The 24,028-nt window shown below is 65.5% G+C and carries 19 protein-coding genes and 1 pseudogene; 13 read left to right on the top strand and 7 right to left on the bottom strand.

Annotation, left to right across the window (positions count from 1 at the left end; genetic code table 11):
* Window positions 1–5: 5 nt before the first annotated feature.
* The 12 genes and pseudogenes from ubiE to NJ69_RS20760 all read left to right on the top strand — a co-directional run bounded on the left by ubiE (window position 6) and on the right by NJ69_RS20760 (window position 10,148).
* Window positions 6–776, top strand: coding sequence for a bifunctional demethylmenaquinone methyltransferase/2-methoxy-6-polyprenyl-1,4-benzoquinol methylase UbiE (gene ubiE, locus NJ69_RS20810; RefSeq protein ID WP_039582730.1), 771 nt, complete (start codon window positions 6–8; stop codon window positions 774–776).
* A complete protein-coding gene (locus tag NJ69_RS20805) occupies window positions 776–1,399 on the top strand; it encodes a ubiquinone biosynthesis accessory factor UbiJ (protein WP_039582728.1) in 624 nt (207 codons plus the stop codon). The genes ubiE and NJ69_RS20805 overlap by 1 nt, the downstream gene beginning before the upstream one ends.
* Window positions 1,396–3,006, top strand: coding sequence for a ubiquinone biosynthesis regulatory protein kinase UbiB (ubiB, locus tag NJ69_RS20800; protein ID WP_039582727.1), 1,611 nt, complete (start codon window positions 1,396–1,398; stop codon window positions 3,004–3,006). Before NJ69_RS20805 ends, ubiB begins: the two co-directional genes overlap by 4 nt.
* Window positions 3,007–3,079: 73 nt before the next feature.
* Window positions 3,080–3,472, top strand: coding sequence for a phosphoribosyl-AMP cyclohydrolase (hisI, locus tag NJ69_RS20795; protein WP_039582725.1), 393 nt, complete (start codon window positions 3,080–3,082; stop codon window positions 3,470–3,472).
* A 2-nt stretch (window positions 3,473–3,474) separates the two neighbouring features.
* Window positions 3,475–3,810 carry a phosphoribosyl-ATP diphosphatase gene (locus tag NJ69_RS20790; protein ID WP_029614271.1) on the top strand — a complete coding sequence of 112 codons (336 nt, stop codon included), beginning with the start codon at window positions 3,475–3,477 and terminating at the stop codon, window positions 3,808–3,810.
* 55 nt (window positions 3,811–3,865) lie between these two features.
* The gene (locus tag NJ69_RS20785; RefSeq protein WP_029614272.1) at window positions 3,866–4,159 is read left to right on the top strand and encodes a twin-arginine translocase TatA/TatE family subunit; all 294 of its coding nucleotides are present in this window, start codon (window positions 3,866–3,868) and stop codon (window positions 4,157–4,159) included.
* A gap of 3 nt (window positions 4,160–4,162) precedes the next feature.
* Window positions 4,163–4,537 (top strand): Sec-independent protein translocase protein TatB, encoded by a 375-nt coding sequence (gene tatB, locus NJ69_RS20780; protein ID WP_039582724.1) that lies wholly within the window; start codon window positions 4,163–4,165, stop codon window positions 4,535–4,537.
* Entirely contained in the window at window positions 4,534–5,325 is a 792-nt protein-coding gene (gene tatC / locus NJ69_RS20775; protein WP_039582723.1) for a twin-arginine translocase subunit TatC, read from the top strand. The genes tatB and tatC overlap by 4 nt, the downstream gene beginning before the upstream one ends.
* Complete coding sequence (locus NJ69_RS20770; protein ID WP_039582721.1) at window positions 5,322–6,029, top strand: 16S rRNA (uracil(1498)-N(3))-methyltransferase; 708 nt, start codon at window positions 5,322–5,324, stop codon at window positions 6,027–6,029. Before tatC ends, NJ69_RS20770 begins: the two co-directional genes overlap by 4 nt.
* A 106-nt stretch (window positions 6,030–6,135) precedes the next feature.
* Window positions 6,136–7,197, top strand: a pseudogene (locus NJ69_RS23295) (methyl-accepting chemotaxis protein); the annotation flags it as partial.
* On the top strand, window positions 7,180–8,052 hold the full coding sequence (locus NJ69_RS23290) for a methyl-accepting chemotaxis protein (protein WP_369811488.1): 873 nt from the start codon (window positions 7,180–7,182) through the stop codon (window positions 8,050–8,052). The pseudogene NJ69_RS23295 and the gene NJ69_RS23290, both read left to right, overlap by 18 nt.
* Window positions 8,053–8,204: 152 nt before the next feature.
* On the top strand, window positions 8,205–10,148 hold the full coding sequence (locus tag NJ69_RS20760; RefSeq protein ID WP_039582718.1) for a methyl-accepting chemotaxis protein: 1,944 nt from the start codon (window positions 8,205–8,207) through the stop codon (window positions 10,146–10,148).
* Between the two features lie 202 nt (window positions 10,149–10,350).
* Here the strand turns inward: NJ69_RS20760 and NJ69_RS20755 are convergent, their stop codons facing one another.
* From NJ69_RS20755 to pip, 7 genes are all read right to left on the bottom strand, one after another.
* Window positions 10,351–11,085, bottom strand: a complete 735-nt coding sequence (locus NJ69_RS20755; RefSeq protein ID WP_039582716.1) for an amino acid ABC transporter ATP-binding protein — start codon at window positions 11,083–11,085, stop codon at window positions 10,351–10,353.
* The gene (locus NJ69_RS20750) at window positions 11,078–12,040 is read right to left on the bottom strand and encodes an amino acid ABC transporter permease (protein WP_039582714.1); all 963 of its coding nucleotides are present in this window, start codon (window positions 12,038–12,040) and stop codon (window positions 11,078–11,080) included. Before NJ69_RS20750 ends, NJ69_RS20755 begins: the two co-directional genes overlap by 8 nt.
* A gap of 125 nt (window positions 12,041–12,165) precedes the next feature.
* The gene (locus NJ69_RS20745) at window positions 12,166–12,963 is read right to left on the bottom strand and encodes a transporter substrate-binding domain-containing protein (protein WP_029612516.1); all 798 of its coding nucleotides are present in this window, start codon (window positions 12,961–12,963) and stop codon (window positions 12,166–12,168) included.
* Window positions 12,964–13,167: 204 nt separating this feature from the next.
* Window positions 13,168–15,735 (bottom strand): glucans biosynthesis glucosyltransferase MdoH, encoded by a 2,568-nt coding sequence (gene mdoH, locus NJ69_RS20740; RefSeq protein ID WP_039582712.1) that lies wholly within the window; start codon window positions 15,733–15,735, stop codon window positions 13,168–13,170.
* Complete coding sequence (locus NJ69_RS20735) at window positions 15,728–17,473, bottom strand: glucan biosynthesis protein G (RefSeq protein ID WP_280790893.1); 1,746 nt, start codon at window positions 17,471–17,473, stop codon at window positions 15,728–15,730. The genes mdoH and NJ69_RS20735 overlap by 8 nt, the downstream gene beginning before the upstream one ends.
* 311 nt (window positions 17,474–17,784) lie before the next feature.
* Window positions 17,785–18,222, bottom strand: a complete 438-nt coding sequence (gene dtd / locus NJ69_RS20730) for a D-aminoacyl-tRNA deacylase (protein WP_039582710.1) — start codon at window positions 18,220–18,222, stop codon at window positions 17,785–17,787.
* Window positions 18,219–19,190 (bottom strand): prolyl aminopeptidase, encoded by a 972-nt coding sequence (pip, locus tag NJ69_RS20725; protein ID WP_039582708.1) that lies wholly within the window; start codon window positions 19,188–19,190, stop codon window positions 18,219–18,221. Before pip ends, dtd begins: the two co-directional genes overlap by 4 nt.
* A 204-nt stretch (window positions 19,191–19,394) precedes the next feature.
* Between pip and NJ69_RS20720 the strand changes: the two genes are divergently transcribed.
* Window positions 19,395–24,014, top strand: coding sequence for a dermonecrotic toxin domain-containing protein (locus NJ69_RS20720; RefSeq protein WP_155290557.1), 4,620 nt, complete (start codon window positions 19,395–19,397; stop codon window positions 24,012–24,014).
* Window positions 24,015–24,028 lie beyond the last annotated feature (14 nt).

Here is a 24,028-nt window from a genome sequence, read left to right as displayed (position 1 = left end):
GCGATATGAACGACCAGCGCAAAGGCGACTCCGCCGAACCCACCACTCATTTCGGCTATCAGGACGTGCCTGAAAGCCAGAAAGCCAAGAAGGTCGCCGAGGTCTTCCACTCCGTGGCCGCCAAATACGACCTGATGAACGACGTGCTCTCCGGCGGCATGCACCGCCTGTGGAAGCGCTTCACCATCGAGCTGTCCGGCGTACGCCCCGGCAATCGCGTGCTCGACATCGCCGGCGGCACGGGCGACCTGGCCGCCAAGTTCTCGCGCCTGGTCGGCCCCACCGGCCAGGTGGTGCTGGCCGACATCAACGAATCGATGCTCAAGGTCGGTCGCGACCGCCTGCTCGACCGTGGCGTGGCCGGCAACATCGAGTTCGTCCAGGCCGACGCCGAGAAGCTGCCCTTCCCCGACAACCACTTCGACTGCGTGACCATCGCCTTCGGCCTGCGCAACGTCACCCACAAGGACGACGCCATCCGCTCGATGCTGCGCGTGCTCAAGCCGGGCGGTCGCCTGCTGGTGCTGGAGTTCTCCAAGCCCACCAACAAACTCATGTCCAAGGCCTACGACGCCTATTCGTTCGCCTTCATGCCGCTGGCCGGCAAGCTGATCACCAACGACTCGGAAAGCTACCGCTACCTGGCCGAATCGATCCGCATGCACCCCGACCAGGAAACCCTCAAGAGCATGATGGTCGCCGCCGGCTTCGACCGCGTCACCTACCACAACATGACCAGCGGCATCGTCGCCGTGCACCGCGGGATCAAGCCCTGATGCTCATGGCCGGCCTGCTCGCCAGCGTCGAGCACGGGCTCAACCGCGTGCTGCGCCTGGACAGCACGGCGCTGCCGCGCCTGAGCGCGCTCGAAGGCAAGGTGATCGCCATCGACTGTCGCCAGCCGGCCCTGCAACTGTTCATCCTGCCTGACGAGCAAGGCCTGATGCTGGCCGCGCATTGGGAAGGCGACGTGCACTGCACCTTGCGCGCCCCCGCCGCCAGCCTCGCCCAATTGGCGCTGGCCAAGGACAAGACCGCCGTGCTGCACAGCCCACAGGTGCAACTGCATGGCGACAGCGCCGTGCTGCTGGACCTGGTCGGTGTGCTCCAGGACCTGGAACTGGACTGGGAATACGAGCTGGCGCGCTGGCTGGGCCCAGTGCCCACCGCGCTGCTCGCAGGTCATGTGCGCCAGCGCGCGCAGTGGACGCGCCAGGGTTTGGCGCGCTTCGGCCAGAACCTGTCCGAGTACCTGGCCGAGGAATCGCGCACCCTGGTCGGCCAGCGCGAAGCCGAGGCCGCGTTCAGCGAGCTCGACGCGCTGAAAGTCGACATCGAACGTCTCGAGGCGCGTATCCGCCGCCTTTCCCTCCCCCCTGATTCCAGCGATAACGCATGAAGCTGCTCGCCGTCCGCCGTCTGTTGCGCATCCAGCGCGTCGTGATCCGCTACCGCCTCGATGACCTGCTGTTCGACCTGCCCCTGCCCTGGTGGCTGCTGAGCCTGCGCCTGCTGCTGCCCTGGCGCTGGCTGCCGCGCAAGCGCAGCGCGCTCAGCCGTGGTGCGCGGGTGCGCCTGGCCTTGCAGGATCTCGGCCCGATCTTCATCAAGTTCGGCCAACTGCTGTCCACCCGCCGCGATCTGCTGCCGGCCGACGTCGCCGATGAGCTGATGCTGCTGCAGGACCGCGTGCCGCCGTTCGACCCGCAGCAGGCCGTGGCGCTGATCGAAGCGCAACTGGGGGCCAAGGTCGGTGAAGTGTTCAGCCGCTTCGACGTCGAGCCGCTGGCGTCCGCCTCGGTGGCCCAGGTGCATGCCGCGCGCCTCAAGAGTGGTGAGGAAGTGGTGGTCAAGGTAGTGCGCCCCGGCCTGAAGTCGATCATCGCCCAAGACCTGGCGTGGCTGTTCCTGATCGCCAAGGGCGCCGAACGGCTTTCGGCCGACGCGCGCCGCCTGCACCCGGTGGAGGTGGTCGGCGATTACGAGAAGACCATCTACGACGAGCTCGACCTGCTGCGCGAGGCGGCCAACGCCAGCCAACTGCGGCGCAACTTCGAAGGCTCCGAGCTGATGTACGTGCCGCAGGTCTACTGGGACTTCTGCCGCCCGAAAGTGCTGGTGATGGAGCGCATCTACGGCGTGCCGGTGACCGACATGGCCACCCTCGCCGACCAGCGCACCGACATGAAGGCGCTGGCCGAGCGCGGTGTCGAGGTGTTCTTCACCCAGGTGTTCCGCGACAGCTTCTTCCACGCCGACATGCACCCGGGCAACATCTTCGTCAGCACGGTCAAGCCCTGGAGCCCGCAGTACATCGCCATCGACTGCGGCATCGTCGGCAGCCTCACCGATGAGGACCAGGACTACCTGGCGCGTAACCTGATCGCCTTCTTCAAGCGCGATTACCGCCGCGTGGCACAGTTGCACATCGACTCGGGCTGGGTGCCAGCCACGACCAAGGTCAACGAGTTCGAGGCGGCGATTCGCACCGTGTGCGAGCCGATCTTCGAAAAACCGTTAAAGGATATTTCCTTCGGCCAGGTGCTGATGCGCCTGTTCCAGACCGCACGGCGCTTCAACATGGAAGTGCAGCCGCAACTGGTACTGCTGCAAAAAACCCTGCTCAACATCGAAGGCCTGGGCCGCCAGCTGTACCCGGAGCTGGACCTGTGGAGCACTGCCAAACCGTACCTGGAACGCTGGATGCGTGAGCGCATGAGCCCCAAGGCGGTCCTGGGCAACCTCTACAGCCAGGCCGAGCAACTGCCGCACCTGGCCGACATGACCCGCGATGTGCTCGAACGCCTGTCGCAGCCGCACCTGCACAATGCGCATCTGCCCGAGCGCCAAGCGCCCGCTGACCGCTGGGCGCTGCGCCTGCTCGGTGCCGGTCTGCTGACCGGCGGCGCGACCCTCGCCGCTGGCGCTGCCAGCCTCAGCGCACCCGCCGCCTGGCCGGCCTGGCTGATGCTCGCCGCCGGGCTGTACCTGATCGTGCGCCGATAGCCAGCCGCGCGGCTGGCTGGCACACTAGCGGCAATCGGCCCGGTACGGGAGCGGGCCTGAGTTGGAGTCGACGATGAAAGACTGGCTGGACGAGATCAAGTGGAACAGCGATGGCCTGGTACCGGCGATCGCACAGGACCACAAGACCGGGCGCGTACTGATGATGGCCTGGATGAACCGTGAATCGCTCGCCCTCACCGTCGCCGAGCATCGCGCCATCTACTGGTCGCGCTCGCGTGGCAAGCTGTGGCGCAAGGGCGAAGAGTCCGGCCATGTGCAGACGCTGCATGAGCTGCGCCTGGACTGCGATGCCGACGTGGTCATCCTGATGGTCGAGCAACTGGGCCACATCGCCTGCCATACCGGTCGTGAAAGCTGCTTCTATCGCGTCTTCGAAGACGGCCAATGGAAAATCGTCGATCCGGTGCTCAAAGACCCGGACGCCATCTACCACGCAGGGCACTGAACATGAGCGACACCCTTGACCGCCTCGCCGAGGTGCTGGAACAGCGCAAGCAGGCGGCACCCGACAGCTCCTACGTGGCCAGCCTGTACCACAAGGGCTTGAACAAGATTCTGGAGAAGCTCGGCGAGGAATCGATCGAGACCATCATCGCTGCCAAGGACGCTGCCGTGAGCAACGATTGCAGCGATGTCATCTACGAGACCGCAGACCTGTGGTTCCATAGCCTGGTGATGCTCAGCGCACTGGGCCAGCATCCGCAAGCGGTGCTGGACGAACTGGACCGCCGCTTCGGGCTGTCCGGGCACGACGAGAAAGCCGCGCGCCAACCGTCGGCCTGACGTTCACCGCCCCCGCAGCGTCGCTTGGCCGACACACATTTTCAGGAGTACGAACATGGGTATTTTTGACTGGAAACACTGGATCGTCCTGCTGGTCGTGGTGGTGCTGGTGTTCGGCACCAAGAAGCTGAAGAACTTTGGCAGCGACCTGGGCGAATCGATCAAGGGCTTTCGCAAGGCCATGAACGAGGAGGAACACAAGCCGGCCGAGCCGACACCTCCACCCGTTCAGCCCGTGCAACCGACCGTCCAGCCCACCCAGCAGCCGCACAGCACCGCGCCGCTGACCACGCCACACACCCTCGAGGGCCAGGCTCAGCCGGTCCAAGAGCCGCAGCGCAAAGACTGACCCATGTTCGGTATCAGCTTCAGCGAGCTGTTGCTCGTCGGCCTGGTCGCCCTGCTGGTGCTCGGCCCTGAGCGCCTGCCGGGTGCCGCGCGCACCGCAGGCCTGTGGATCGGGCGGCTCAAGCGCAGCTTCAACAGCATCAAGATGGAGGTCGAGCGCGAGATCGGTGCCGACGACATCCGCCGTCAGTTGCACAACGAGCACATCCTGCGCATGGAAGAAGAAGCCAAGCGCATTCTCGACCCGTACAAGGCACCGGCGGCGCCCACCGTGGACACGCCGCCGACCGGCACCCCACCGGTCGCCCCGACCGATGCCCCCGCCGCGCCAGCGGTGCCCACCCACCCTGAGCCGCCGCAGCCCCCAAAAGCCCCATGAGCCAGATCCCGGACCACGACCAGCCGATGCCGCTGGTTTCGCACCTGACCGAACTGCGCACGCGCCTGCTGCGCTGCGTCGCGGTCATCTTCCTGATCTTCGCCGGACTGTTCTCCTTCGCCCAGCAGATCTACACCCTGGTCTCGGCGCCACTGCGCGAACACTTGCCGGCCAACGCGACGATGATCGCCACCGACGTGGCCTCGCCGTTCCTCACGCCGTTCAAGCTGACCATGATCGTCTCGCTGTTCCTGGCCATCCCGTTCATCCTCCAGCAGATCTGGGGCTTCATCGCGCCTGGGCTGTATCGCCATGAAAAGCGCATCGCCATTCCCCTGCTGATCTCCAGCATCATCCTGTTCTACGCCGGGATGGCCTTCGCCTACTTCCTGGTGTTCCCGCTGATCTTCGGCTTCTTCGCCAGCGCCACCCCCGAAGGCGTGTCGATGATGACCGACATTGCCAGCTACCTCGATTTCGTCATGACCCTGTTCTTCGCCTTCGGCGTGGCCTTCGAAATCCCGGTGGCGGTGGTGCTGCTGGTGTGGATCGGCGTGGTCGACGTGAAGTACCTGAAGAAAATCCGCCCCTACGTGATCATCGGCTGCTTCGTGGTCGGCATGATCCTCACCCCGCCGGATATCTTCTCCCAGACCTTGCTGGCCGTGCCGATGTGGCTGCTGTTCGAGATCGGCGTGCTGTGCGGCGGCCTGATCCGCAAGCGCGGCCAAGAGATGGACGAGGCGGCAAACGATTCCGACGATCAGCCACCTGCGACCCAGCCGTGAACCTGCTGCTGCTCGAGGAAGCCGACTTCGTCGCGGACGACCGTGTGGTGCTGGCCGACCGGCGCTTCACCCACATGCAGGACATCCACCGCGTCGCGGTGGGTGACCGCCTGCGCGTCGGTCGCATCGGCGGTCTCATGGGCCAGGCCGAAGTGCTCAGCCTGGCCGCTCACCAGGCCGAGTTGCGCGTCAGCTTCGATCAGCCGCCACCGGCCAAACTGCCGTTGACCCTGGTGCTGGCGGTGCCCCGGCCGAAAATGCTGCGGCGTCTGTTCCAGACCATCGCCACCCTCGGCGTGCCTCGGCTGATCCTGGTCAACAGCTACAAGGTCGAGAAAAGCTTCTGGCAGACCCCCTTCCTGCACCCCGATAGCATCCGCGAGAACCTGATCCTGGGTCTGGAACAGGCACGCGACACGGTGCTGCCGGAGGTGATCATCGAAAAGCGCTTCAAGCCCTTCGTCGAAGACCGCCTGCCGGCCATCGCCGCCGATACCCTGGGTTTGGTGGGGCATCCGGGACCGTACCCAGCCTGCCCGCGGGCGGTGGACAGGCCGGTGACGCTGGCCATCGGCCCCGAGGGCGGCTGGATTCCCTATGAAGTGGACCTGTTGGCCGAGGCCGGACTGGCACCGGTGCAACTCGGCGAGCGCATCCTGCGCGTGGAAACCGCCGTTACCGCGCTACTATCGCGAATTTTCTGACCGATCAGTCAGAAATAAAGAGTCAAGTTTCTCCCCCACTGGCCGATGGGCTAGACAATGCCCATAACAAATCCAGGCATCGCCGCGTGTCCAGGGGGAGGACGTCATGTTCGCAAAGGTTGCCCAATCACTGGGAAACATCAGTGTCAGCCGCAAGCTTGCGGTCGGTTTCGGTCTGGTGCTGTTGCTGACACTGGCCATCGCTGCCACCGGCTGGCGAGGCATGGACAGCATCACCAGCCGCGGCGACAAGCTCGGCAACATCTCGGTCATTCTGGCCAACGCCCAGGACCTGCGTATCGCCCGCCAGCGCTTCGAGCGTGAGCGCGACGAGGCATCGGCAGGCCAACTGCAGCAGGCCATCGACCAGCTCGCCGCGCAGGTCGAGAAAATGACCGGACAAATCGAGCAGCCCGAGGATCACCAGCGCCTGGAACAGCAGCGCAAGGCGCTGGAAGCGTACCGCCAGGCCCTGGCCGACCTGACCCAGGCCGAACAGCGCCGCCAGGCTGCCCGCGGGGTGCTCGGCGACAGCGCCGACAAAGCCGCCGCACTCATTGCCCAGGTCCAGCAGCGTCTGCTGCAAGGCGGCGATATCAATCAGTATCAGTCCATCGTGCAGGCCAGCACGCTGCTGCAGCAGGCGCGCTTCCAGGTGCGCGGCTACACCTACAGCGGCAAGGCGGAATTCCAGCAAACCGCCCTGCAGGCCATCGACCAGTCGGTGACGGTGCTCAAGGCCCTGCCCACCCAGGTTCCGGCTGAATACGCCAGCAGCCTCGACGATGCGGCGACGGCCATGGCCGCCTACCGCGATGCCGTCGAGCAGGTCGGGGTGGCGCAGGACGCCGCCAACCAGGCCTTGCAGCGCATGGTCAGCCAGGACCGGCTGATCAACGACCTGGGCCAGCAGATGACCGCCTCGCAAACCCAGGTGCGCGACAGCGGCGCCCGCCAGGCCAAGACCTTGCTCGGCGGTGCCACTGCCCTGGCGCTGCTGTTGGGCATGCTCGCTGCGCTGGCCATCACCCGGCAGATCGTCGCGCCGTTGCGCCAGACCCTCTCGACGGCGCAACGCGTGGCCAGTGGCGACCTCAGCCTGGATGCACCGGTGCAGCGCCGCGACGAACTCGGACAGTTGCAGGCCAGCATGCAGCGCATGACCCAGAGCCTGCGCGAGCTGATCGGCGGCATCGGTGACGGTGTCACGCAGATCGCCAGCGCCGCCGAGGAGCTCTCTGCGGTCACCGAGCAGACCAGTGCGGGGGTCAACAATCAGAAGGTGGAGACCGACCAGGTGGCCACCGCCATGAACGAGATGACCGCCACCGTGCAGGACGTGGCGCGCAATGCCGAGCAGGCCTCGGAAGCGGCGCTGATGGCTGACCAGCAAGCCCGCGAGGGCGATCGGGTGGTCGCCGAGGCCATCGCCCAGATCGAGCGCCTGGCCGCCGAGGTGGGGCACTCCAGCGAGGCCATGACCCAGTTGCGCGGCGAAAGCGACAAGATCGGCAGCGTGCTGGACGTGATCAAGGCCGTAGCCCAGCAGACCAACTTGCTGGCGCTCAACGCCGCCATCGAAGCGGCCCGCGCCGGGGAAGCCGGTCGCGGGTTCGCCGTGGTCGCCGACGAGGTCCGCAGTCTGGCCCAGCGCACCCAGCAGTCCACCGAAGAAATCGAAGAGTTGATCGCCAGGCTGCAGAGCGGCACCCAGCGGGCGTCCAGCGTCATGGACGGCAGCCGTGCACTCACCGACAGCAGCGTCGAACTGACCCGTCGCGCGGGCAGTTCACTGGCGACCATCACCCGCACCGTGTCGTCGATCCAGTCGATGAACCAGCAGATCGCCACGGCCGCCGAGCAGCAGAGCGCGGTGGCCGAAGAGATCAACCGCAGCGTGATGAACGTGCGCGACATTTCCGACCAGACCTCGGCGGCCAGCGAAGAAACCGCCAGTTCCAGCGTCGAGTTGGCACGCCTGGGCACCCATTTGCAGAGCCTGGTCGCGCGCTTCCGCTTGTGAAGCGCCGCGCCCAAGGAATCTTCACTCCCATGTAGAGGACGTTTCCCACAGTATTTACAGGTCGAGTCCCACGAGGTCCGTGCCGATGAGCAGAAGAGCCATACTGGCAACTTACCAGCATGGCCTTTCTCTCAATTGGACGGAGACTCGCCATGTTCGGACCCTTCACTCGCCGCCTGGACAACCTCAGTGTCCGGCTCAAGCTCACCCTCGGTTTCGCCGTGGTCCTGCTACTCACACTCGCCACCACCGTCACCGGTTGGCGGGCCCTGGACGGCGCCATCAACCGCTCGCAGCAGCTCAGCGAGATCGTGCGCATCAACGACCTGACCAAGGACCTGCGCGCTGAGCGCATCACCTTCCGCGTGCTGTCCGATGACGCCAGCAAGGCCCGCATTGAGCAGATCCTCGAACAGTTGCAGGGCATGCTCACCCTGCTCCAGCAGCGCAGCAGCGTCGAAGACTCACGCCAATTGCTCACCGAAAGCCTGCAACAGTTGCAGCGCCTGCGGCAGAACTTCAGCGAGCTGCTGGGGGTGGTGCTCAACCGCGCCGAGTTGCGCAGCACTATGCAGGCCCGGGTGCGCACCCTGGCTGAAGCCATCGACGAGGTGCAGACCCAGGCCCTGCTCAAGCTACCGGCCGACGGTCAGCAGAACGGGCTGCTCGGGGTCATGGATACGCTCACCCGCCAGGTCGACAGCGCCGAGCAGCAGAGCCTGGTGCCGGCCTATACTTTTTCGCCGGTGGAAGACTTCGCCAAGGTCGGCGACCAGGCGCTGGACGCCGCGCAGGTCAGCTTGGAGCAGATGCTCACGGCATTGGCGCCCCTGGGCCTGCCGGCCGATCTGATGGGGCGGCCCAAGCTGGCCCTGGCGCAGTACCGGGCCAGCCTGGAGCAGTACCGCCAGGTGGCGATCCGTGCCGAGCGTCTGCAGAACAGCATGGAGAGCATCGGTAACCAACTGCGCGCGACCAGCGTGACCCTGGCCGAGCACAAGGTCGAGCAGCGTGACCGCGAGGCCCTGGCCGCCCACTCGCTGCTCACCAGCGTCGCGTTGCTGGCGTTGTTGGTGGGCGTGCTGGCGGCCTGGCTGATCACCCGGCAGATCACTCTGCCCCTGCGCCAGACCCTGGCCCAGGCCGCGCGTATCGCCCGTGGCGACCTCAGCCTGGTGCACAGCGTGGCGCGTCGCGACGAGATGGGTCAGTTGCAGACCAGCATGCAGGAGATGACCCTGAGCCTGCGCCAGTTGATCGGAGGCATCGACCAGAGCGTGGGCCATCTGTCACAGGCGGCCACGCAACTGGCAGGTGCCAGCGCCGACACCCTGGAGCGCATCACCCAGCAGCGCGAGGAAACCGACCAGGTGGCCACGGCGATGAACCAGATGAGCGCCACGGTACAGGAGGTGGCGCAGAACGCCGAGCATGCCTCGCTGGCCGCCACCGACGCCGACCACCAGGCGCAGATGGGCGACCAGGTGGTGGGCGAGGCCATCGCCCGCATCGAGCAGCTGGCGATGCAGATGGACCGCTGCCTGAGTTCGATGCAGCACCTGGCCGGGGAAAGCCAGCGCATCGGCAGCATTCTCGATGTGATCAAGTCGGTGTCCGAGCAGACCAACCTGCTGGCGCTCAACGCCGCCATCGAAGCGGCGCGCGCCGGTGAGGCCGGACGCGGTTTCGCCGTGGTCGCCGACGAAGTGCGCGGCCTGGCCCAGCGCACGCAGCAGTCCACCGAGGAAATCGAGCACCTGATCGAAAGCCTGCACCAGGGCACCGACGAAGTGACCTCGTTGCTCGACAGCAGCCGCACCCTCACCGAGCAGAGCGTCGAACTCAGCCGCCGCGCAGGCGACGCGCTGAGCCAGATCACCCGCACGGTGTCGAACATCCAGGGCATGAATCAGCAGATCGCCACCGCCAGCGAACAGCAGAGTGTGGTGGCCGAACAGATCAACCGCAGCGTGATCAGCGTGCGCGAGGCGTCCGACCACACCAGCACTGCCAGCGAGCAGACCGCCAGCTCCAGCGGCGAACTGGAGCAGTTGGGCCAACAGCTAAGGGGAATGGTCGGGCGCTTCAGCTTGTAGCCGTGCCAAACAATCACCTGATACAGGGACCGCTCTGCGGTCCAATCGCGATGCAAGCCAACTGTCTTTCACCTACCACCGACCCGCGGTCTTGCTCAACTTCTTGGGGGCTGCGGGATCTCGTGGGAGCGGCCTTGCGTCGCGATTGGACCGCGTAGCGGTCCCCGCTTTCCAGCTCTGCCGCCGCAATTGGCATCCCCGCTCACAGCACCTGGCGCAGGAACGCCTGGGCGCGCGGATCGGTGGGTGCGGCGAAGAACGCGGCCGGTGCCGCATCCTCCAGCAGCTTGCCATGGTCGAAGAACAGCACGCGGTCGGCCACTTCACGGGCGAAGCCCATTTCGTGGGTGACGCAGACCATGGTCATGCCTTCCTGGGCCAGGGTCTTCATCACGTCCAGGACCTCGCCGACCATTTCCGGGTCAAGCGCCGAGGTGGGCTCGTCGAACAGCATGACCTTGGGGTCCATCGCCAGCGCACGGGCGATGGCCACCCGCTGCTGCTGGCCACCGGAGAGGCGCGAGGGGTATTCGTTGGCTTTCTCGGCGATGCCCACCTTCAGCAGCAATGCCCGCGCCTTGGCCTCGCGCTCGGCCTTGCTGCGCTTGCGCACCACTTTCTGGGCCAGGCACAGGTTCTCCAGCACGGTCATGTGCGGGAACAGGTTGAAGTGCTGGAACACCATGCCCACTTCGCGGCGGTAGGCGTTGATGTCGGTCTTGGGGTCTTCCAGGCGCAAGCCGTCGATGGCCACATGGCCCTGGTCGAAATGCTCCAGGCCGTTCAGGCAGCGCAGGAACGTCGACTTGCCCGAGCCCGACGGGCCCAGCACCACCACCACCTCGCCCTTGGCCACCTGCGTGCTCACCTGGTCCACCGCACGCACCACCTGTCCCCGGGTGTCGAAGACTTTCAGCAGGTCACGAACTTCAATCACTTTGCGCAAGCCTCCGCTCGAGCCGGCTGGCGATGTGCGACAGCGGCAAGTTGATCAGCAGGTACAGGCCCGCCACGCAGAACCAGATCTCGAAGGTCGAGAAGGACGTGGTAATGGCCTCGCGACCGCTCTTGGTCAGCTCGGTGATAGCGATCACTGACACCAGCGAGGTGTCCTTGACCAGGCTGATGAACTGACCGGCCAGCGGCGGCAGCACACGCTTGAAGGCCTGGGGCAGGATCACGTGGCGCATCGACTGCCCGGCATTGAGGCCCAGCGAGCGCGCCGCCTCGTTCTGCCCCTTGGCGATCGACTGCACGCCCGCGCGCACGATTTCGGCCACGTAGGCGCCGGTGAACAGCGCCAGCGCCGCCACCCCGGCAAACTCCCGGGACAGGTTGAGCACGGTGCCGATGAAGAAGTAGAAGATGAAGATCTGCACCAGCAACGGCGTGCCGCGCACCAGTTCGACGTACACCGTGGACAGGTCGCGCAGGGTCGGGTTGTTCGACAACCGGCACAGCCCGGCGAACAGGCCAATCAGCAGACCGAAGGCGCCGGACAGCACGGAAATCCACAAGGTGGTCCACAACCCCCAGGCCAGCGGTCCGGCCGTCCAGTGGCGGGTCACGCCGACTGCATCGCCCTCGGAGACATCATCGCCACGGCTCAGTTGCAGGCTGTCCTTGGCCACGTCCAGCACCTGCGTGTCGCCGTCCTCGCCCTTGAGGGTCACGCGCGCCTGGTCGCCGGAGACCACGATCTCCTCGACGCTGCCGTAGCTGGCCGCACGTTGCACATCTTCGGCCTGGAAGGCGAAGTATTGAGGGACGCGGTTCCAGCGCCACTCATAGGAAATCATCGACGTGGCCAGGTACAGGCTGCACGCCAGCCCCACCAGCACCAGCGCGGTGAGCGCGTGCCAGGGCCACTGGGGTTTGTTGTGTTTGATCACGGGGGTACTCCGCACAGCGCCGCGCGGCAAGCCACGCGCGGTCCGCTACGAGCAGACGCGCACCGTCATCAGGTGTCGCGCGTGCTCGTAGCGGGCCGCGTGTCGCTTGCCGCGCGCGTCTGGGTTTATTCCATTTCCTTGAGCCAGTCGGTCTTCTTGAACCACTTGTCGTGGATACGATCGTAGGTGCCGTCGTGCTTGATCTGGTGCAGGAAATTGTTGATGAAGTTGATGCTGTCGTAGTCGCCCTTCTTCAGGCCGAACGCCAGCGGCTCGTAGGTGAAGGGCTCTTCCAGGTACACCAGCTTGCCGGCGCCGGCCTTGTTCACCGCGACCACGTTGTAGGGCGCGTCGTAGACGAAGGCGTCGGCCTTGCCGTTGACCACGTCCATCACCGCTTCCTGCTCGTTGTCGTAACCGTGGTACTTGGCCTTGCTGATCAGCTTCTTGGCCACCATCTCGCCGGTGGTGCCGAGCTTGGAGGTCAGGCGGTACTTCTCGTCGTTCAGGTCCTTGTACGACTTGATCTCGCCTTGCAGTTCCTTGCGGATCAGCAGGGTCTGGCCGACCACGATGAACGGCTCGCTGAAGTTCAGGCGCAGGTTGCGTTCCTGGGTCAGGGTCATGCCGCTGCCGATCATGTCGAACTTGTCGGTGAGCAGCGCCGGGATGATGCCGTCATAGGCCGTGGAGACGGTCTCCAGCTTCACGCCCATGGACTTGGCCATGGCCTTGAGGATGTCCACCTCGAAGCCGATGATCTCGCCACGCTTGTTGGTCATTTCGAACGGCATGTAGGTCGGGTCCATGCCCACACGCAGGGTGCCGCGCTTGACCGCATCGTCGATGGCGCCGGCCTGGGCGGCGGACACCGCCACCAGTGCCGTGACGCCCAGCAGCATGCGCGACAGGTATTTCTTCATCATCACCAAGTCCCCTAGCAGGAAGTTCGCAGAATCTTGTTGTGTGCACGGCCGTGCCGGCCGCGGCGTTATGTCGGGACGGATGCTAACGCATGCACAGCCTGGGACCTAGGGCCGGAAAGGGACTTTATTGGCCAAATTAGCGCTGGAGGTTGAAAGCAGCGCGGGTGAACCGCCGTAGCGATTCACCCGCGAGAAGACCGATCAGGCGCCCACCAGCGTCGGCTGCCCCTCGCCCTCAGGCTGCAACGGCAACAACGGCGCATGCGGATCGTTGGCGATCGAGCCGCGCCAGGCCTTGATCCAGGCCTCGTGCTGTTCGGCCCAGACCCGTTCGTGCAACCGCGACAGCGCCACCGGGTCGCTCAGCAGCGCCAGGCGGGTGTTGAGGTCGATGCCCTTGGGACCGGCTTCCAGCGCCTTGGCGATGCGCTCGGCGCGCAGCGTCTCGATGGCCTCGGAATGACCATGGCGAGCAGTGCCCATGGCGCAGGCCAGGGCGTTCTGACGCGGGTCCACCACCGCCCGGACGAAACCGTCGCGCAGGGCATGCCAGCGGTTCTCGTGGGTGTACTGGTCGGTCGACAGCAGCTCCGGCGGCGTGGCGTATTCCTCGGGAATCAGGAACAGCTGCTCGTCCTTGGCCGCCAGGCCCAGGCGCACGCGGCTGGAAATCACCGACACCGGGATCGACAGCACCAGCGAACCGACGATCGGCGCCAGCCACCACAGGAAGCTCGGGTTCAGCCACGCCACCAGCCCGGCCCAGGCGATGCCCAGAAGGGTTTGCGGGCCATGCCGACGCACCGCTTCGCTCCACGGCGTGGAGTCGTCGTCACGCTGCGGCGAGTTCCAGGTCGCGGCCCAGCCGAGGAACGCGGCCAGCACGAAGCGGGTGTGGAAGATCATCCGCACCGGCGCCAGCAGCATGGAGAACAGCATCTCCAGCAGCATCGACAGGGTGACCTTGATGCGTCCGCCGAATTCGGTGGCGCCCTTGGCCCAGATCAGGATGACGCTGAGCAGCTTGGGCAGGAACAGCAGCACGATAGTGGTGGAGAACAGCGCGATGGCCTTCTCCGGGTGCCACTGCGGCCACAGCGGATAGAGCTGGAACGGCTCGATGAAGTACTGCGGCTCCATCAGCGTGTTGGTCGCCAGCAGCGCCGTGGACAGCACCAGGAACAGGAACCACAACGGCGCCGACAGGTACGACATCACCCCGGTGAGGAACACCGCGCGGTGCACCGGGTGCATGCCCTTGACCAGGAACAGGCGGAAGTTCATCAGGTTGCCGTGGCACCAGCGGCGGTCGCGCTTGAGCTCGTCGAGCAGGTTCGGCGGCAGCTCTTCATAGCTGCCCGGCAGGTCGTAGGCGATCCACACGCCCCAGCCGGCACGGCGCATCAGCGCGGCTTCGACGAAGTCGTGGGAGAGGATCGCACCGGCGAACGCGCCCTTGCCCGGCAACGGCGCCAGGGCGCAGTGCTCGATGAACGGCTTCATGCGGATGATCGCGTTGTGGCCCCAGTAGTGCGACTCGCCCAACTGCCAGAAGTGCAGGCCCGCAGTGAACAGCGGACCGTAGACACGGGTGGCGAACTGCTGCATGCGGGCATAGAGGGTGTCCATGCCCGAGGCGCGCGGCCCGGTCTGGATGATGCCGGCGTCCGGGTTGGCCTCCATCAGGCGCACCAGGCTGCTCAGGCATTCACCGCTCATCACGCTGTCGGCGTCGAGCACCACCATGTACTTGTATTCGCCACCCCAGCGACGGCAGAAGTCGTCGAGGTTACCGCTCTTGCGCTTCACCCGACGGCGACGGCGGCGGTAGAAGATGCGCCCGAAGCCCTTGGCTTCACGGCACACTTCCAGCCACGCCTGCTGCTCGGCCACGGCGATGTCGGTATCGTTGGTGTCGCTGAGCACGAAGAAGTCGAAGCGGTCCAGGTTGCCGGTGGCGGCCACCGACTCGAAGGTCGCGCGCAAGCCGGCGAACACCCGTGGCACGTCCTCGTTGCAGATCGGCATGACGATCGCGGTACGCGCCTCGGCGGCAATCGGTTCGTTGCCGGCACTGCTGCCGGAAATCTTGTACTTGTCGCGACCGGTGAGCAGTTCCAGGAAGCCCATCAGCGCAGTCCAGAACCCAGCCGACACCCAGCAGAAGAGGATACCGAACAGGATCAGGATGGAGGTCTGCAAGGCATACGGCCAGACCTGCACCACGGTGTCCCACAGCGGTTGGTTGACCACCTCGTTGAAGTCGACGAACGACCAGCCCTGGTACGGCAGGATGCCTTTCATGTACCAGCCGGCGACCAAGGTCTGGCCAATCATCAGCAGCAGCAGGATGTAGCGGCGCATCGAGCCGACCCAACGCCAGCGAGCCGGCGGCAGCTCGCGCTTGGGCGGCTGCGGGGCATTGCTGCGGCCGGTCAGGCGACGCCAGATGCGCACCAGCACGTTGGTGCGCCAGGGTTCGGGCAGCACGCGGGTACGCTTGATGGGCGGTGCGATCTTCAGGCTCAGACGCCCGCCCGCATCGACGCCGAGCATCTCGGCCTCTTCGAGCTCGGCGGCGCTGCCGACGGTCAGGCGCGAGCCCACCGAGGCCTGCACGGCCTCGCGGGCATCCGGCTGGGCCGACAGGCGTTGGTGCAGCTCGCTGAACGAGGCGCAACTGGCCAGTTCGGCGCGCTGCTCGTCGCTCAGGGGGAGGTGGGCCAGATACTCGCCAAGCGATTCCAGCCTTGCGTTGGGATTACTCATCGGCAGGCAACTGGTAGCTCCAGGTCTCGGTCAGCACCTTCTCGGTGGTGGCCGGGGCCTCGGGGGTGGACGCCGCATCGGCGGCTGGCTGCTCGGCCGGCTTCTCGGCCTTCTCGACCTTGCCGTGCTGAGCCTTGGCATGCTTGGCAGCGGCCTTGTCCTGCTTGGTCTCGGCGGCTTTCTCGACCTTCGGTGCCTCGACCGGCACGTCACGCAGCAGCGCAGCGCGCATTTCGGTGGACTTCTTCGGATCCTTCACCTTCAGACGCAGGGTCAAACGCCAGCCCTTGGTCTCCGGGTTGTAGCGCAGGTTGTTCTCGACCAGCTCGGCGTTGTCGCCGACGCTGACCTGGCTGCGCACAGCGGTGTCTTCAGGCAGTGCGGCCAGGGCCGGGCCATTGAAGTCGACCAGGAAGGCAATGCTGCCGTCAGGTTGACGGATCAGGTTGGCCTGCTTGACGTCACCGGTCGAACGCAGCGTCTGCTTGACCCAGCCCAGGTCCTGAGGCTGGTACTTGGCCTCGTCGATGGTCCAGTGCAAACGGTAGTTGTACTCGAACGGTTTGCCGGGCTCGGGCAGGGTTTCCGGGCTCCAGAAGGCAACGATGTTGTCGTTGGTCTCGTCGGCGGTCGGAATCTCGACCAGGTCGACGGTGCCCTTGCCCCAGTCGCCCTTGGGCTCGATCCAGGCGCTCGGACGCTTCTGGTAGTTGTCGTCCAGGTCTTCGAAGTCGCTGAAGGCGCGCTGACGCTGCATCAGGCCGAACCCACGCGGGTTCTCGACGCTGAAGTTGCTCACCGCCAGGTGTTTCGGGTTGTTCAGCGGACGCCACAGCCACTCGCCGTTGCCGGCGTGGATCGACAGGCCTTCGGAGTCATGCAGCGCCGGACGGTAGTTCTGCACCTTCGACGGCTGGTTCGGGCCGAACAGGAACATGCTGGTCAGCGGCGCGATGCCCAGGCGGCTGACGTGGTCGCGCAGGAACACCTTGGACTTGACGTCGACGATGGTGTCGTCGCCCGGACGCAGGATCATCTTGTAGGCGCCGGTGGAGCGCGGCGAGTCCAGCAGGGCGTAGATCACCAGGTGCTTGTCGTTGGGCTTGGGCTTCTCGATCCAGAACTCACGGAAGCGCGGGAATTCTTCGCCCGACGGCAGCGCGGTGTCGATGGCCAGGCCACGGGCCGACAGGCCATAGGCGTGGCCACGGCCGACCACGCGGAAGTAGCTGGCGCCAAGCAGGGTCATGATCTCGTCCTGCTTGTCGGCCTTGTTGATCGGGTAGAGCACGCGGAACCCGGCATAGCCCAGGTTCTTGGTGGCGTCGGCATCGTGGGGCACGTCACCGAACTCGAAGCGGCTCGGGTCGTACTTGATCTCTTCGACCTTGTTGGCGGTGATCTCGTTGATGGTCACCGGCGTGTCGAAGTGCATGCCCTGATGATAGAAGGACAGCTTGAAGGGGGTCTTGTCGTTGGCCCACTCGGCCTTGGACTGGATGAAGCGGATCTTCTGGTAGTCGGCGTACTTCATGTCGCGGAACACCGGCGGCAGATTGCTCTTGGGTGCTTCGAACTTCTGGCCGGCCAGATCCTTCGCCTTGGCTGCAACATCGTCAAGATTGAATGCCCACAACTGGCCAGCGCTCATCAGGCCAACCAGCGCTGCGCCTGCCAACACGGCCTTGCGCAGCCGATTGCCGGGGATTCTTGGTGCATTACAGGGACTTACAATCACGAGCAACCCTCGCCGTAAACAGATCATGAAACCAACGGCCAGCGACCAATGCCGGGTTGGCGAGCACTGTTCGGACCCCGCAACCGGGCAATGATTCCCTAGGCGGATCCAGACAATGCTCGAGTCAGGGTGAAACGAACCTGCGAACGCAGGCTCACGCAGCGCGCGATTATCCAGCAGGCTGCGTGACAACGCATCATGCTTAACAAACTATTTATCAGCCAAATCTGCAAAATCTGTAGCCGCGTGCCTGTCCGTGACAGGCAACGCCGCACCTTGGCTGCAAGCCTGATCCTACACGCGCCAGTGCTTCAAATTTGTAACATAAAAGTCACGGGGCCATCATTGACCAGGTGCACTTGCATGTCAGCCCCGAATTGGCCGGTTTCCACCACCGAATGCTGGCCTCGGGCTTGTTGCACAAGGTAGTCGAAGAGTTCGGCACCGAGCGCAGGGGGCGCGGCGGTGGAAAAGCCCGGCCGCAGGCCGCTGCGGGTGTCTGCCGCCAGGGTGAACTGCGACACCAGCAGCAGGCCGCCACCGATGTCCTTGAGCGACAGGTTCATCTTGCCCTGTGGGTCGCTGAATACCCGGTAATTCAGCAGTTTGTGCAAGAGCTTGTCGGCGTGCTCGCGGGTGTCTTCAGGCTCGACCGCCACCAGCACCAGCAGGCCCTGGTCCACCGCGCCCACCACCTGCCCTTCGACTTCCACCCGCGCGCCGCGCACGCGCTGCAGCAAACCTTTCATGCTTCTTCCAACGGCAGGTCCAGCAGGCGCCGGGCCATTTGGTCGGCGGCGCGCACCAGGGCGTCGGTGATGCCTGGCTCGGAGGCGGCGTGGCCGGCGTCGCGAATCACCTTCAGCTCGCTGTTCGGCCAGGCCTGGTGCAGTTCCCAGGCGTTGTCCAGCGGACAGATCACGTCGTAGCGGCCATGCACGATGACCGCCGGCAGGTGGGCGATCTTGGGCATGTCGCGAATCAGCTGATCCGGTTCGAGGAAGGCATTGTTCATGAAGTAGTGGCATTCGATGCGGGCGATCGACAAGGCACGCTGCGGCTCGGAGAAGCGATCGACCACCAACGGGTTGGGCCGCAGCGTGGCGGTGCGTCCTTCCCAGGTGGACCAGGCCTTGGCCGCCTGCATCTGGGCGATCTGGTCGTGTCCGGTGAGGCGTTTGTGGAACGCCTTGACCAGGTCACCACGCTCGTCCTGCGGAATCGGCGCAAGGTAATCCTGCCAGTAGTCGGGGAACAGGCGGCTGGCGCCAGCCTGGTAGAACCACTCGATCTCCTGCGGGCGGCACAGGAAGATGCCCCGCAGGATCAAACCATGGACGCGCTCGGGGTGGGTCTGGGCGTAGGCCAGCGCCAGCGTGGAACCCCAGGAGCCGCCGAACAGCACCCACTTGTCGATGCCCAGGTGCTCGCGGATACGCTCCAGGTCTTCGACCAGATGCCAGGTGGTGTTGTTCTCCAGGCTGGCGTGGGGCGTGGAGCGCCCGCAACCGCGCTGGTCGAAGGTGATGATGCGGTACAGGTTGGGATCGAAGTAGCAACGGCTCTGGGCATCGCAACCGGCACCCGGCCCACCGTGGATGAACACCACCGGCAGCCCTTCGGGCGAGCCGCTTTCGTCGACATACAACACATGCGGCGCTTCCACGGCCAGATCGTGCCGGGCGTAGGGTTTGATCTGCGGGTAGAGGGTCTGCATTGCGCACTCCGTGTGGGATTAGTCGGCCGAAGGCCATCATAAACCTGAATCGCGCCAAGAGCATGCCTGTCTCCATCGACATCGGTACGCGAAGCGGCGGCCTGACGATAGCCCCTGCGCCACGCGTATCTGCCAGATCATGTTATGGGGGCAGCGCACAGCCCTGTCCCTAGCATGGGCCCTCCATCACGCGAGGTCCTCCCGATGAACTCGACTGCCGCGACGCCACCGTCGACGTCCTGCGCAACGCCCCCTGCTTCCCAACAACAGTTGATCGCCTGCCATACGCCCGCTTGGATGGTCGCGGCGCCCGCCGACGTCCATTCACGCCTGCGCGCCGCACAGCGCGCTGTGCCCGCCTGGTTCCAGGACTGCCGCTTGGCCCGCCCTGACGCCGCCCGCGCGCTTGCCAGTGCCTACGCCGTCAGCCGCGCGGCCGATGCAGCCGTCGGCAAGCGACTGGAGGCGCTGCCGGACCTGCTGCCGTTCGCCAGGGCATTACTGGCCCCCGCGCTCAAGGATCGTTTCGGCCTGGCGCTGGATGTCGACCGCACTTACCTGTTCAACGCCAACAAGGCCGTCGCCTACCAGCAGGAGGTCAACGGCGACCCGATTCAGGGCGCCGCCCGGGCCTTCAAACTGGCGACCCAATCGCTGCTGCACTGCGCGCTGCAAAACTTCGAGGCCGACGAAGCCTGCGAAGGCGGTCTCGATGCGGCAGGCCTGAGCGCCCTGGTACTGGACAGCGACCGCTTCGAGTCGGTGATTCCCAGCGGCCAGGTGATCGACATCGCGCCCCACGCCTTCGCCGCCCTGTGCCGCGAACTCGACATCGGTGGGAACTACCTGAAGCAGGTCGAAGGCCTGTGCAACGACGGGTCGGCCACCGCCCTCTTCACCCAGGCCCAACGCGGCCAATGGCACCTGGAGGTGCACCGCGCCTACCTGAGTGGAATGCTCGAACACGGGCTGTTCGAAGCCCTGCTGACCCTGGCCGACAGCGGCCAGGCGCAGTACCTCGACAGCCCGCTACGCTGTGCGCGCATGAGGCTGCTGGGCTTCGAGCTGACCGGCGCCGTGGTCATCGGCCTGGTCCCCAGCCCGGAACGGCTGCTGGTCTATGACCCGCTGCTACTGCCTTACAAAGGCCTGCTGCTGACCTATCTGCCGGGCGCGCCGTCGCCGCTTCAAGTCCACGCCACCAGCCAGCAGGCGCAGCGCTACCTGCGCGAACAACTGTCGATCATGGACCTCGGCGCCCTGTCGCGCGCGGTCGCCGCCGCCGACAGCGCCGCCTTCCTCACCCGACTGCGCGACGTGCTGCAGCCCATCGACTGGACGACGGTCACGCCCGAGCCTGGGCAAGGCGGGGCCAGCGCCCAGCGCAGACCCGATCCGAACGCCTGGATCACCCTGACCCTCGCGCCCTTCACCCAGGCCTTCATCGATGAGCGCGTCAGCCAGTGGCAGCAGCGCCTCAGGCAGGATGCGCTGTTCCATGCCGTGCCCAGCGCTGAGGAAGACCGCAAGAGCGCCGCCCGCCGTCGCGCCTATTTCAGCCAATGGGCGAGCGATGCGCTGATGGTGGCCGCCTTCGTGGTACCGGGGCTGGATCAATTGATGCTGAGTCTGTCGATCGCCCAGCTCAGCTATGAAACCTACGAAGGCTTCGACAGCTGGGCCGACGGCGAGCGGGAGCAGGCGCAGGGTTACCTGATGGATGTGGTGGAAAACCTGGCACTGACCGCCGCACTCGGCGCCGCGGGCGCGGCGGCCGGCGCTCAGGCGGCGGTGCCCAGGCCAGCGTTCATCGAGGCGCTTCATCCCGTGGAATTGCCCAACGGCGAACAGCGCCTGTGGAAACCCGATCTGCAACCCTTCGTCCACGAGATCACCCTGCCCACCAGCCTGCAACCCGATGCCCTGGGACTGCTGCACCATCAAGGCCGCACCTGGCTGACGCTGGAGGGCCAGACCTACGCGGTCGGGCACTCGCCGCAGACCGACCAGTACCACCTGCTGCCCGCACACCCGGCCATGAGCTACCGCCTGCCGCTGCGACACAATCGCGCCGGCACCTGGCTGCATGCCTTGGACCGGCCCAGCGCCTGGCAAGGCCCGGAACTGTTCAGGCGCCTAGGCCCGCTGGGTGCCGCCGTGAGCGATGACCTGGCACTGCGCTTCGCCCAGTTCAGCGGCGTCGAAGACAGCGTGCTGCGGCGTGCGCTCAGCCACTCTGAGCGGCTCCCAGCCTTGTTGGAAGATGCCTTGCTGCGCCTCAAGCTCGAACAGGCGATTGCCCAAGACAGCGCCGGACTGCCACTGGCGCAGCGCCGCAGCGAATTCCAGCGGCGTTATCGGCAGTTGCCCTGCACCGAGGCGCCCGGGGCGGCCGTCATCCAACGGGTCTATCCGAACCTGCCCAACGCCGTGACCGAAGAGCTGCTGGGCAACGCCACGGCCGATGAAGTCCAGCAGTTGATCGATGGCAAGGTGCCGCTGCGTGTGGGCGAAGAGATCCGTGTCTACCAACAGCAACTGCGCTTGAACCGTGCCTACGAGGGCCTGTATCTGGACGCGGCACACAGCGCCGACAGCGACCGCCTGATCCTGCACACCGCCGCGCAATTACCCGACTGGCCGGCCGAACTGGCGATAGACCTTCATGAAGGCGCCATCGATCCACAACCCATCGATCGAGTCGGCCCGGGCGACAGCCTCCAGCGCAAACTCATCACCCGCTACCCGAATGGCTACACCGTTTCCAAACCCTACCCGGACAGCCCGACCCTGCGCCTGCATGCCACGCTTCACGACGCCCTGCACGAAGCGCTCGGCGGTGACGTGGTCGCCGACGCCACCGCCTTGCGCGAGCAGATTCGCCACGCACCCGCGATGTCTCGTGATGCCCTGCGCCGACACCTGGGCCTGCAGCGGCGCACCCTCAGGTCGCCCATGCGCCTGGCCGATGGGCGCTTCGGCTATCCCCTGAGCCCCACCCCTCGCCCCTTGCTGCATGACATCGGCAACCTGGACGCGATCAACCGCCACTTGCGCCAGCTCGAGGGCCAAGGCTTTTCGCCGGCAATCGCCAACTGGATCCTCAGCAACCTGGCCGATGCGCCAATCACCCACGAAGCGATGACCCAACGCATCGCACAGTTGCCATCGGCCTCGGCAGTGGAGCTGGACAACAGCCTGGCCGCCTGGCGCGCCTCGCCGGGCCAGATCAGCGATGCCATCACCCGTATCCACGCGCGCAATTCCATCGAGATGGCGATCTGGGGTCACTGGATCGAGCGCGCCATTCCCGAATCCAGTCCGTCCCCCGACACCCTGACCCTGGAGCGCACCTTCATCGCCGAGTTTCCCCAGCAGTTGCCCGAGAGCTTCACCTCTGGGGTCAAACGCCTGCGCCTGAGCGACGTCTGGATCGCGCATGCGCTCGAGCAGGAGGCGCCGCAGGCGTTGATAGAAGGCCACCTGCACAACCTGTTCCAGCACTTCCCGGCCCTGGAGGCCCTGGAAATCGAACGCCCGTACGCCAGCGACGCGCCGCCCTCGGCGTTTCGCTACAGCCTCGGACCGATCAGCGAACGCTTGGCCGGACTGAGGGAACTGCGGCTGGTCAATCAGAACATCGAACTGAGCGTGCAGGCCATCGACCGCCTGGCCAGCCCCGAGACCATGACCTACCTGGACCTCGGCGGCAATGCCCTGATTCCGCAAGCCGATGCCCAACTGTCGCCGTGGCGGCTGCAATACCTGGGACTGGAGCGCATGGCGCTGACGCACTGGCCAGCCTGGCTGAACCTGGACGCTCTGGAGCGGATCGAAGCGGTGTCCTTGCTGCACAACGACCTGCACCAGGTGCCTGCGTTTCTGACCCTCAACGAGCAGAGCGACACCTTCCATACCATCGTGTCGCTGAGCGGCAATCCGTTGAGCGAGGCGCACCTGCGCAATCTCATGTTCAGCGAGGATGGCCTTGCGCGCCGGTTTCATTTCAACCTGGCAGCGCCCCTGCATCTGCTGCCGGAACTGCAGACGCTGTTCAATCAGCGCAGCCAGTTGCGCGAAGCGCTGTTCAACTGGGTGAGCAGCGCGCCGGCGCCGGGCGGTGCCACGCAACTGCGTTGGCAGATCGCCAATGACTTGAGCGGCTACTGGGAAGCGCGGGTTCGCGGTGCACAGACGCCACTGCACTTGATCGACCTGGCGCTGGAGCACTTCCCGCCGGTGCTGCCCAGCGCTTTCGACCAGCAAGTGGACCACCTGATTCTCGAGCGCCTGAACGGCACGCCAGCGCAGTTGGACACGCTGCTCAGGCGCTTCCCACGCCTCTCGACGCTGGCCCTGTACGAAAATATCCAGTCCCTGCAACACGTGCCAACGGCCATCACCGAGCTGGCTTCGTTGGTCGAGCTCGAGCTGGTGAACCAGGGGTTGACGATCGACAACGACGACCTGCAAGCGCTGCTGAGGCTGCCTGCACTCAAAGCGCTGGACCTTTCCGACAACGTCTTGAGCCCTGCACTGAGCGGGCCTTTCCAAGTTGCCAGACGCCTGGAAAGCCTGTCGCTGAGCAAGACCGGAATGACCGCCTGGGCAGATTGGCTGTTCGATGTGATGCCTCGGCAGATCCTGGACCTGGACGACAACCAGATCAGCCGCTTGCCAGACTCGGTGCTCGGCGTGAGCACAGTCGACACCGGCAGGACGCGTGTCTCGCTGATGGGCAACCCGCTGGAGGCCGATATCGTGCAGCGACTGGATGACCCCGAAAGCCTGCACCTGTACCTGCCGCACGACTACCGACCTTGAGCGTCGGCCGCTGA

Source organism: Pseudomonas parafulva (genome assembly GCF_000800255.1).
In the GTDB taxonomy this organism is placed as follows: Bacteria; Pseudomonadota; Gammaproteobacteria; order Pseudomonadales; family Pseudomonadaceae; genus Aquipseudomonas; species Aquipseudomonas boreofloridensis.
Note: the sequence above shows the minus strand (reverse complement) of the source record. Positions and strands in the feature narration are given on the sequence as shown.

Coding starts and splice junctions, on each gene's coding strand:
- ubiB (WP_039582727.1), top strand. CDS start 1,396: ATGAAGCTGCTCGCCGTCCGCCGTCTGTTGCGCATCCAGCGCGTCGTG.
- NJ69_RS20790 (WP_029614271.1), top strand. CDS start 3,475: ATGAGCGACACCCTTGACCGCCTCGCCGAGGTGCTGGAACAGCGCAAG.
- NJ69_RS20760 (WP_039582718.1), top strand. CDS start 8,205: ATGTTCGGACCCTTCACTCGCCGCCTGGACAACCTCAGTGTCCGGCTC.
- mdoH (WP_039582712.1), bottom strand. CDS start 15,735: ATGAGTAATCCCAACGCAAGGCTGGAATCGCTTGGCGAGTATCTGGCC.
- NJ69_RS20785 (WP_029614272.1), top strand. CDS start 3,866: ATGGGTATTTTTGACTGGAAACACTGGATCGTCCTGCTGGTCGTGGTG.
- dtd (WP_039582710.1), bottom strand. CDS start 18,222: ATGAAAGGTTTGCTGCAGCGCGTGCGCGGCGCGCGGGTGGAAGTCGAA.
- ubiE (WP_039582730.1), top strand. CDS start 6: ATGAACGACCAGCGCAAAGGCGACTCCGCCGAACCCACCACTCATTTC.
- NJ69_RS20745 (WP_029612516.1), bottom strand. CDS start 12,963: ATGAAGAAATACCTGTCGCGCATGCTGCTGGGCGTCACGGCACTGGTG.
- NJ69_RS23290 (WP_369811488.1), top strand. CDS start 7,180: ATGCAGCGCATGACCCAGAGCCTGCGCGAGCTGATCGGCGGCATCGGT.
- tatC (WP_039582723.1), top strand. CDS start 4,534: ATGAGCCAGATCCCGGACCACGACCAGCCGATGCCGCTGGTTTCGCAC.
- pip (WP_039582708.1), bottom strand. CDS start 19,190: ATGCAGACCCTCTACCCGCAGATCAAACCCTACGCCCGGCACGATCTG.
- NJ69_RS20720 (WP_155290557.1), top strand. CDS start 19,395: ATGAACTCGACTGCCGCGACGCCACCGTCGACGTCCTGCGCAACGCCC.
- tatB (WP_039582724.1), top strand. CDS start 4,163: ATGTTCGGTATCAGCTTCAGCGAGCTGTTGCTCGTCGGCCTGGTCGCC.
- hisI (WP_039582725.1), top strand. CDS start 3,080: ATGAAAGACTGGCTGGACGAGATCAAGTGGAACAGCGATGGCCTGGTA.
- NJ69_RS20805 (WP_039582728.1), top strand. CDS start 776: ATGCTCATGGCCGGCCTGCTCGCCAGCGTCGAGCACGGGCTCAACCGC.